The sequence below is a fragment of the Microcoleus sp. A003_D6 genome (genome assembly GCF_036702825.1).
Classification (GTDB): domain Bacteria; phylum Cyanobacteriota; class Cyanobacteriia; order Cyanobacteriales; family Microcoleaceae; genus Microcoleus.
In genome coordinates this window covers 25,797-35,959 of record NZ_JAUBWA010000074.1, presented here as the reverse complement: position 1 = coordinate 35,959, position 10,163 = coordinate 25,797, and the positions used below count along the sequence as shown (strand labels likewise).

Sequence of the window (10,163 nt, the reverse complement as noted above, 5' to 3'; positions counted from 1 at the left end):
TGAGCGGAATCTTGTCCCCCCCTTATTAAGGGGGGCTAGGGGGGATCGGATTCTATGCAGCCTCATAAAAAATTGGTGTCAACCGTTAACCATTTTACCTTTTAATTGCTCAAACTCTGCTAATGTATTGCAATTCGATAACATTACTGCTTCTGGTTCGCCTACAGGTAGAGGGATTGCGGGGATTTGATTTAACCACAGTTGAAAGGAACGTCCTCCTTTGTCAATAAAACTTTGCAAACTGGGCAGAGATTGTTGGCGGTAGAAGCCGCACAAAGGCTCCCAGCGCGCATTTTGATAGGGTACAACTGCTAAAGTTGATGGGGGAAATTCTGTTAACTGACTCGCCCAATTTTGAATAATCTGGGCATCCAACAAAGGCAAATCGCAGGCTAAGAGTAAAATCCACTCGGCGGCAATTTCTGTCAATCCCTGAGTTAATGCAACTAAGGGCCCGGCTCCCGGATTGTACTCTACCATAAATTGGGATTGTTCGGTTAAGGTCGATCGATAGCGATCGGGCCAAGCAGTCAGAACATAAACTTCTGGCGTTACAGCGGCTGCAACTTCCAATGCCCGCTGCAACAGGCATTTACCCTCAATTTCCAGCAAAGCTTTATCCCTGCCCATCCGCGAACTTTGACCGCCTGCAAGCACAATTACAGCAATTTTATGATTAGTCATTAGTTATTAGTCATTAGTCATCAGTCATTAGTCATCAGTCATTAGTCATTAGTCATCAGTCATCAGTCATTAGTCATTAGACCTCTTGCAAAAATCCTTTTAATCAAATTCTGGAACGGGCTCTCCGGCCCATTCCACAAGAAAAAAAATTTTGTGGGATGGGCATCTTGCCCGTCCTAGTTATTTTTGCAAGAGGTCTATTAGTCATTAGTCATCAGTCATTAGTCATTAGTCATTAGGAACCAGAAAAAAATATCAATGTAGTGTGTCCACTGCGCACAAAGCCTGATTAGTCATGCTCAATTCAAAACACTAACGGCTTGGCTAACTTCTTCAAGTTTTTGCACGACTTGACCGCTGCTTAATAAACTTTCCGCCTCAATCAAACCCGAGTTTACATCCAAACAAACTCCGCTGCGCCACAGATAAAAGCCGCCGTTCCAGATAGCAGACTGCATTAATTCTGACGGTTTTCCCAGCAACACTTCCTGCATTTGTTTGAATAACTCAGATGCTGATTCAAAGGTAGGATTGGTGCTGCTAAAACCGTAATCTCGGTGAGCCAAAAGCACTCGCTCGAACTCAGTGTCCGGCTTGGCAATGCCGATAATCGCAGTACGATCGCGCGGCAAATCGCAGCTTCCCTCTAATCCTTTGACTGTGGTATAATTTTTGATTCCCCGCAACTCAAAGGCTTTTTTAAACATACCTTCTGTCGGTGGGTGGACGTAGCCGGAGATGACGTTAACGTCGCCGGCGCAGGGACACCACATCAACTCCATTGTCGAAAAAGGCGGCCGTTTGCCGATTTCGCGGCGGTAGGGCACTAAAGCGGCTGCTTGAGGAAAATGCTTGGGAAGGTAAACAAAGCCCAAACCCGTACTGTCAAAAACTTGCTGGACTTTTTCTAAACTAAGTTTTCTCCAGTCAACTCCCAAACCGCGCCAAATTTCAATCAGGGGAATGCCTTCCTTGGTTGGCATTGTCTCCCCCCCGTGCATGAGGGTTGGCACGCCCCTAGCGGCTAAAATTAGGGCGGTTATTGGGCTAATTGGAGCCGTGCGCGATCGCCCGTCGTAAGCAACGCCAAATACCGCAACGCTAGATACTGCAAACCCTTTTTCTCGGTTTGGGGGAGCAAGCACAGGCCCCAATTCTTCATAAGCATCGAGCATTCCGGCTAATTCTTCGCCGGTGGGCCGTTTGATGCGGTGGGCAATCATAAAAGCTCCGATTTGAGCTGGTGTTGCTTCCCCCAGCAGCATCATCCGCGTGGCTGCTGCTGCTTCCGATCGAGTTAAGTTGTCTCCTGTGTGTACTCCGCTGCCAATTTTTCGCAGCAATTCTCTAAAGGCGTTACTCATAACTTTTGAAGTTGATTATTGGTTATTGATTATTGGTTATTGGTTATTGGTTATTGGTTCAGTTCTGGACGCATAACCTCAATATGTAGGGTGCGCCGCGCGCACCTTACCGCTATAAGTAGCGCGTCAAACCACTTTTTACTTAAGTCCTGTTGTTATTAGAAAAACAACAGACAACAGTCAACAGACAAACTTGATAAATGGCGAATTAACTGCCTGATTTTTCTAGCTTGATTACATCAAATGGCGGCACAAATTCACGTACCAGATTCCAGAAATGGGCGATCGGCGGAATTTGCATTCGATCGTGAGTTGTCACCAACACTACTTCGCGAGTCCAAGTAGGATCGATCGGAGATGTTGTACCATTCTCAATAAGCCTTTTAGGAACAGGCATCTTGCCTGTTCCACAAGAAAATTCATCTCTTGTGGAATGGGCATCTTGCCCGTTCTTGAGAATGGTGCAAGATGTTAGATCGATCGCCGATTGGCCGATCGCCGAAACCTTGGAATTTGAACTCTCGCTGGCGATCGACCGAATTGCTAAAGTGCGATCGGCCTGAGCGTCCACCAAAGCTGAATGCGGCAGCAAAGCAATCAATTCTCCCTGCCGCACCACACCCCGAAAAGCATCGAGAGTGTTGAGTTCCAAAACAGCATGAAGTTTAGCACCCATGCGTCCAAATTGTTCTTGCACCATCCGCTGCATTCCGTACCCGTCCTTAAACACCACTTGCGGGTAACAAATCAATTCCGGCCAAGGTACTCGATCGTACTGGGCCAGGGGATGATTCGCCGCCATCAACACCTCGATCGGCTCACTGTAGAGCACCTCAACCAACATTTCCGGGGATTGAGTAAAATAGCGGTTGTTCATCACCACCGCGATGTCCACCAAACCGTCTTTGAGGACTTTCAAAGCTCGATCGCTGCCCAAGGAAGTCACCCGCAACTGCACGTTAGGATAATCTTGGCCAAACTTTTGCAACACAGGTGGCAAATAAGCAGCACAAACCGAGTGAATCGCAGCCACGCACAATTCCGGCTGCTTTCCCGCCAGCAAGTCTCCCAATTCTTCAGCAGCATTTTGCCAAGTCTGACAGATTTTGCGAGCGTGAGGTAGCAGGCGTTCCCCTCCCACAGTCAGCTTCGCGTGGGTTGTGCGGTGAAACAGCGACAAACCCACTTCCGCTTCTAGTCCCTGCACTTGACGGCTAATAGTCGATTGGGTAACGCCGCACTTCCGGGCCGCTTGCTGAAAGCTACCGGTTTGGGCAACTGAAAGAAATGCTTGAAGCTGCTCTAAGCGCATGGATATTTAATTCGAGATGGTTTCAGACATTTTCTTCGAGGATCATCAGAGAGATTAACTGATTTAGTAGAAGAATTTAGTAGATTTTGATACAGGTACAGATTAGTTTTGATTCCGGGGCTAAACAGGGGGATGCTTGGCTCTACGAATCTACTCGATCGGGCAGAATTTGTGAACTCCAAAGTAGAGGTCGATTCTCCTATCTTGAATGGATTTCTGAATCTGCAAACTTATCAAAAAACGGATTCAATAAAGATGTATTTATAGAATTTTGCTTTTCTTTTCGCTAAACGGTTTGAAGGAACTGCACAGTCGTAATCGCTTCATTAATTGCGCTAAATTGCTTCGTTTTTCCGCAAGCTTTTCCGCAAGCTTTTCCGCAAGCTTTTCCGCAAGCTTTTATCTCAAAAAATAGCATTTAATTTCGTGCCTACTTGGCTATTATCGTACCTTACTCTGCCTAAACCTGTCAATAAATGTACGAGTATTGCAGGCAGGTTTTAATCAGGGGTGAACTTTCATCCCCGAACTAAAGTCACTGTTATTTTTTGTTTGTTTCTGTATAAACTAGGAATTAGCGGGTCAGCTACACAAGTGCAAGTACGATCGATCGCACAGGAAAGCCGAAATTCTGCAATTTCTTAAGATTATGTCATTTAACCACAATTTTATTCCCCAAGGTGGATGTTGCCAGTGGCAACCGCAGTTGATGGGACTGCAAGCGGTAAGCGATTTGTTAATTGCCCTGGCTTATTATTCAATTCCAGCGATGCTGACATACTTTGCCAGGAAGCAGCGGGACGTGGCTGCGAGCAAGGGGTTTCTCCTATTGGGAGCCTGGTTTTTCTGGGGCGGGACAACTCACCTGATGCAGGTTTGGATGCTGGGGCATCCCAGCTACTTGCTGTCAAGTTCGATCGCCGCCGTGACGGCTGTCATCTCTGTGTGGGCTGTAGCGGAAGTGATGCCCTGGTTTTCTCAAATGTTGGCTTTGGCTGGGGCTGCCTCTTTTCCAGCCAATACAGCGCTGGAAACTGAAAAGGTCGATCGACCGCAAGCCGACTCTGCTATTGCAAATCCCGCCGCATCTCCCACAACCGAACTCCAGCAAATTAACCAGCAATTGCTTGCAGAAATAACGCAGCGCGAGCGAGTCGAACAACTCCTGCTTGACACTGTAGACAAGCTGCAAGAAAGCCAAGAACGCTTCCGCGTTTTTCAGGAATTATCTATAGACGGATTTAACGTGTTCCGCAGCATTCGCAACGAATCCACAATTGTGGATTTTGAATGGGAATACGTCAATCCCGCAGCGGCAAAAATTCAGCAGAGCACCCCGGACGAATTAATCGGCAAGCGATTGCTGCAAGTGCTGCCGGGTCATAAAGATAACAGTTTGTTCGACCGTTACGTGCAAGTTGTAGAAACAGGAATTCCCCTCGCTACCGAGATATCTTACAACAGCGAAGGCATTGTCGGCTGGTTTAGGATTATGACCGTTAAGTTGGGCGACGGCATTGCTATTTCTTTTAGCGATATTACTGAGCGCAAGCAAGTAGAAGCATCCCTGCGCGACGCGCTGCAAAAACTCACTTCTCATTTTGAAAATACGCCCCTAGCGGTGATAGAGTCGGATGAGAAATTTCGCATCAGCGGGTGGTCGCCGGCGGCCCAGAAGATTTTTGGGTGGAATGCAACAGAAGTTTTAGGCAAGCATTTTAGCGAATGGAAATTTATGGGTGAGGGCGATGTTGAAGATGTATTATCGGCAATTTATAGTTTAAAAAACCAAGAGGCTCGGTGCAATGTTGTTCGCAACAGCAATTATGATAAGTACGGTTCGCTGTTGCACTGCGAGTGGTACAATTCGGCTTTTTACAGCGACTCGGGACAGTTGATATCGGTGCTGTCTCTGGTTTTGGACGTGACGGAACGCTTTAAGTTTACGGAAGTGCTGCGACAGTCTGAAGAGCGGTTTCGGATTGCGGCAGAAAGTGCCAGCGATTTGATTTACGAATGGGATATCGAGACCGGGATCGTGCTGTGGTTCGGTCACGTAGACGAACATTTACAGTACGAAAAAGGCGGATTTCCTAGGACGAGATCGGCTTGGAACAGTATCTTGCACCCGATCGACCGCGATCGAGTCGTCGCCGCGATCGATCGGTATTTGAGCGCGCCAGACAGTTCTGCCGCCCCATTTTTTCAGGAATACCGCGTGCAGTGCCAGGGCGGCGGCTATCTCCACTGGATCGATCGGGGCAAAGCAGTGCTTGACAAACAAGGCAATCCCTGCAAATGGATCGGCGCGATTAGCGACATCAGCGATCGCAAAGAAGCCGAAGAACAGCGGAATCTAGCCTTGGCGCGGGAACAGGCCGCCCGCCGCGAAGCCGAAGCCAGCGAACACCTTTACCGCGTCCTCGCTGAAGCCATCCCGCAAATAGTTTGGACTGCCAGACCCGACGGCTGGGTAGACTACTACAACCAGCGCTGGTTTGAATATACCGGCTTGACGCTTGCGGAAACTCAAGGCTGGGGGTGGCAGCCTGTTTTGCATCCAGATGACGTAGAAAACAGCCTAGAACGCTGGAATACCTCCGTGCAGACGGGGGGGACTTACGAGGTGGAATACCGCTTTAAACGGGCATCAGACGGGGCTTACCGCTGGCATCTGGGTCGGGCATTGCCCGTGCGGGATGCTGAGGGGAAAATCGTCAAGTGGTTCGGGACTTGTACGGATATTGACGATCGCCAGCGAGCGACCCAAACAGCGGATTTCCGCGCGCGAGCTTTGGCTTTGCTGTCGTCGGCTTCCCTGGATTACCAGGAGGCGCTGCAAGGTTTGGCAGATTTAGCAGTGCCGGGGCTGGGGGATTGGTGCTGCGTGCATTTAATGGAGCCGGACGGCTCGATCCGCTTGCAAGCAGTTGCTCACTCCGATCCGAGCAAAGTCGCTCTGCTGTGGCAAATCGATCGCCGCTTGCCCGTAGACCCCCAGGGACGCCACGGAATAGCAAAGGTGCTGCGGACTGGGAAGTCGAAAATCTACCCAGAAATACCCGGCTGGGCGATCGAGGCGGTTGTGTCGGACGGGGAGCTTCTGAAAGTGCTGCGATCCCACACCCCGCTGTCGGCAATCTGCGTGCCGCTGATGGCTCGCGGGCGGACGCTGGGAGTGATTTCGCTGCTGTGCGGGGAGTCCGGCCGCCGCTGCGGCGGTGGCGATTTGGTGTTGCTGGAGGATTTGGCGCGGGATGCGGCGGTGGCGATCGACAATGCGCGGCTTTACCGGGAAGCGGCGGAAGCCAACCGGATTAAAGACGAGTTTTTGGCAACGCTTTCTCACGAGTTGCGGACACCTCTGAACGCGGTTGTGGGCTGGGCTCAGATACTGCGGCAGCGCAAGTTGAGTGCCGAAAAAACGGCTGTGGCTTTGGAGACTATCGAGCGAAACGGGCGGTTGCAGACTCAGATGATTGAGGATTTGCTGGATGTTTCCCGGATTGTGAGCGGCAAAGTGCGTTTGAAGCTGCGCGCCGTAGATTTGGTGCCGATTGTAGAAACGGCCGTGAAGGCGCTGAGCCTTGATGCTGAAGCTCGGGGAATTGAATTGGCGACTGTTTGCGGCGAAGGGGTGAGCTTGGTGACGGGCGATGCTACTCGTTTGCAGCAGGTGATGTGGAATTTGCTCTCGAATGCGATTAAGTTTACGCCGCCGTCGGGTCGCGTGGAAATCAGGCTCTCGGAGGAGGGGGAACCGCCAGGAGCGGGTAGCGCCCTGTTGTCTCCCCGGTCTCCGGTTCACTCTGTGAAGATCGCCGTCAGCGATACGGGAATTGGCATCAGCAAGGAGTTTTTGCCGTTTGTGTTCGATCGCTTCCGCCAAGCTGACAGCACTACTACGCGCAATTACGGCGGGCTGGGACTGGGATTGGCGATCGTCCGCCATCTCGTGGAACTCCACGGCGGCACTGTCTGGGCCGAAAGTCCCGGGGAAGGGCTCGGCTCGACTTTCGGAGTGCGGCTGCCAATTGAGCATATCTAAAGTTTTGATTTTTCAGTTATCGAGTTCAAAATTCAATATTTAAGGATCGCGAATTAAATAGACCTCTTGCAAAAATAACTAGGACGGGCTCTCCGGCCCATCCCACAAAAAACATTTTTCCTTGTGGAACGGGCCGGAGAGCCCGTTCCAAAATTTGATTAAAAGGACTTTTGCAAGAGGTCTATTAACTTACAATTTTAATTGTTATTGTGGAATGGGCGTCCCGCCCGTCCAAAAAGGGCGGGCTCTCCCGCCCAACCCCTACTCCCCACTTTCAAGAGTGTAAGTTATTTAATTCTCATTCCTTAACTGAAAGCATTATCATAAGTTTTTCCTCAATCATCTTCCATCAGGTGGATATTTTATTATGGCATTAGACAGATGACAAGGTTTCGCTAGTTTGATTAAATTAAAGATAGAAGCAAAATTTTGAAATGTTGAACAGGGGCAATAAACCTTTTACCTAAGTCAATTTTTAAGATTTGAAATTCCCATTGTTGCAAGAAGTAGATGATTCATCACCGGGAGGATATGAGGAAAATCAAATCAACCATAACGGCAGTTGCTGTGTTGAGTTCAACCTTTTATTTAGGAAATTCCCCAAATCAGTTCTAAAACATCAGGCATCCTGCCTGTGCTGAACTGAGTTTTCTGGAGAAGTCTAATAGCTAACCGCAAGGCGATAGATTTCGACAGGAAGATAAGCAGAACCTCTTTCTTACCTCGTTTGTTTTGACGTTCAATTCAGCAATAAGGTGTATATAATGAATCAACCAGAATCCTTGCCGCAACCGCTGACGAACACCGAATTCGTCGCCACTTTTCGCTTGTTCAGTCGAGTTAGCTTCTGGATACAGTTATTCTTGGGTGCTGTTTCCGGCATTGTTTTAGTATTTGCTATGTTGGGTCGGAACATGAGCGAACAAACCAATAATAATGCAGGTATTGGCTTCGGGATATTTTTAGCGATACTCGGCCTTTTATTACTGTGCTTTAGAATTTTTTGGGATTTTCGTTATAGGCTTTTAGGCCGACTTTTGCACGCCGAAAATTCCGAGGTATATCCCAGCAAAGAACATATTACTCACACCTTGCAGATTGGATTAGTTTCTAGTTTGGTGGGGGTATTAATCGCGTTTGTCGCTTCTGAAGAAACAGTTGCTGTAGTCCTAGCGAAAACTCTCAGTCAACCGCAAGCGATGGCAGCTTATGCGCCGGAAAATGTGATTCGTTCCCTAGATATTTTTGTGACGCTGGCAAACGTCAATCTGATTGGCGCTCATTTTTTTGGAGCTGTTACTTCTCTTGGGTTACTTAATTGGGTAGAAGATTAGTTGGCAGCATTAGCGATCGCTAAAGGCAAACACAGCTCCTATGCGGTCGGGACTTACAAGGGTAAATGTTCTCCGCAAATCCGCTCCCTCTTAATTCTCCTGCCATTCTTGCAGGGCGATCGCAATTCCCTCTCTCAATCCCAGTTCCAGATTTTGTTGCTTAACTAAACTTTCTAATTGCTCCTTTATCTCACCACCACCTAGCTGTTTCAGCGCTGATAAACTGTGCAGCCTGACGCTGTTGTCTGGGTCTGCCAACAGTTTAATTAGGACATCTAGCGCTCTCATATCTCCTAATTGCCCTAACCCTAAAGCTAAAGATTGTTTGATTGCAGCAGACTGCACGGCGGGATGATTGCTTTCGAGTAAATCGATCGCAATTTCAGCAGCTTTTGCTTTTAATTCCGGCTTTGACCACCGCCCTAAAACAGCGACAATCTCTTGACAAACAGGAGAGTTTGTGTTAGCCAATTCGGCAATTAAGGTTTGCTGCAAATATTCTAAAGCGGTTGCAGTTTCCATCCAGCTTAGGGCGCGCACAGTTTCGATTTGTAATTCAACCGGAGTTGTGGGCTTTTGCAGCAATTCAAATAAAGCGGCCGCTGCTGCATCGGTTTTCAGCCGCCCAAGAGCGATCGCCGCTTGCTGGCAAACTTCTAATCGGATGTCCGAAAGCAAAGGTTTGAGCAAGTTCACTAAATCTAATTCTGCATCTAAATAGGCGCGCACTCCGAGAGCTCGCACCGCTTCTTTTCTGACTGCTGTCGCCGGATCTTTGAGCGCCCCTACCAGTACCGGCGGGATGCGGGAGTCGTGAAAGCTGCTCAGGGCCTCGATCGCAGCCACCCGCACCCCAACTTTAGAATCTCCCGCTACGCTCAACAGCGGTGCGATGGTTTCGGTGCGCCGAATTTGGGCGAGTGCTGCTGTTGCAAACTGTCGCGAGTCTTCTTGTAGTAGGAGATTTGCTAGGGATTCTACGGCTGTCGGGCCGAAATTCCCTAGGGTTTCGGCGGCGATTTGGCTCAATTCTTCGTCGGAATTTTTGATTAATTTTACTAAAGCTGCAATCACTTCCGGGCGATTCCCTTCGGGATAGGTAGGCTTCACGAACTTTCCGAGAATGCGGGCGGCGAACCACCGGGGTTCCGTGTCTGCGTCTTCGTCTTCGAGCACGGCAATTAAAGGTGCGATCGCGCCATTTCCCAGATTGGGCAATACTTTAGCAATTTCCCAGCGGTCTTGAAAATCGCCCCATTCTAACGCTTCGATTGCTAAACTGACAGCTTGCTCTAAAATGTGTTGTTCCTGCGGTTGGCTGCCCTTGGCTGTCACTTGCTGCAAGCATTCGACTAACAAGGGCCAGTTTTGGCGATCGGCAGCGACTTGCGCTTGTTCTAAAATATTAGACATAATTTTAA

At 48.9% G+C, this 10,163-nt stretch carries 6 protein-coding genes; 2 read left to right on the top strand and 4 right to left on the bottom strand.

Annotation, left to right across the window (positions count from 1 at the left end):
* Nucleotides 1-78 precede the first annotated feature (78 nt).
* From QUB70_RS19990 to QUB70_RS19980, 3 genes are all read right to left on the bottom strand, one after another.
* Nucleotides 79-684, bottom strand: coding sequence for a molybdenum cofactor guanylyltransferase (locus QUB70_RS19990; protein WP_332982970.1), 606 nt, complete (start codon nt 682-684; stop codon nt 79-81).
* A 299-nt stretch (nt 685-983) separates the two neighbouring features.
* Entirely contained in the window at nt 984-2,048 is a 1,065-nt protein-coding gene (locus tag QUB70_RS19985; protein WP_332982969.1) for an anthranilate phosphoribosyltransferase family protein, read from the bottom strand.
* A gap of 208 nt (nt 2,049-2,256) precedes the next feature.
* Nucleotides 2,257-3,360, bottom strand: coding sequence for a LysR family transcriptional regulator (locus QUB70_RS19980; RefSeq protein ID WP_332982968.1), 1,104 nt, complete (start codon nt 3,358-3,360; stop codon nt 2,257-2,259).
* 649 nt (nt 3,361-4,009) lie between these two features.
* On the opposite strand from QUB70_RS19980, the gene QUB70_RS19975 reads away from it, so the two are divergent.
* Both QUB70_RS19975 and QUB70_RS19970 read left to right on the top strand, forming a co-directional pair.
* Entirely contained in the window at nt 4,010-7,408 is a 3,399-nt protein-coding gene (locus tag QUB70_RS19975) for a sensor histidine kinase (RefSeq protein WP_332982966.1), read from the top strand.
* 764 nt (nt 7,409-8,172) lie between these two features.
* Nucleotides 8,173-8,742 (top strand): DUF3611 family protein, encoded by a 570-nt coding sequence (locus QUB70_RS19970; RefSeq protein WP_332982964.1) that lies wholly within the window; start codon nt 8,173-8,175, stop codon nt 8,740-8,742.
* A 90-nt stretch (nt 8,743-8,832) separates the two neighbouring features.
* Here the strand turns inward: QUB70_RS19970 and QUB70_RS19965 are convergent, their stop codons facing one another.
* A complete protein-coding gene (locus QUB70_RS19965; protein WP_332982963.1) occupies nt 8,833-10,155 on the bottom strand; it encodes a HEAT repeat domain-containing protein in 1,323 nt (440 codons plus the stop codon).
* Between the last annotated feature and the right edge of the window lie 8 nt (nt 10,156-10,163).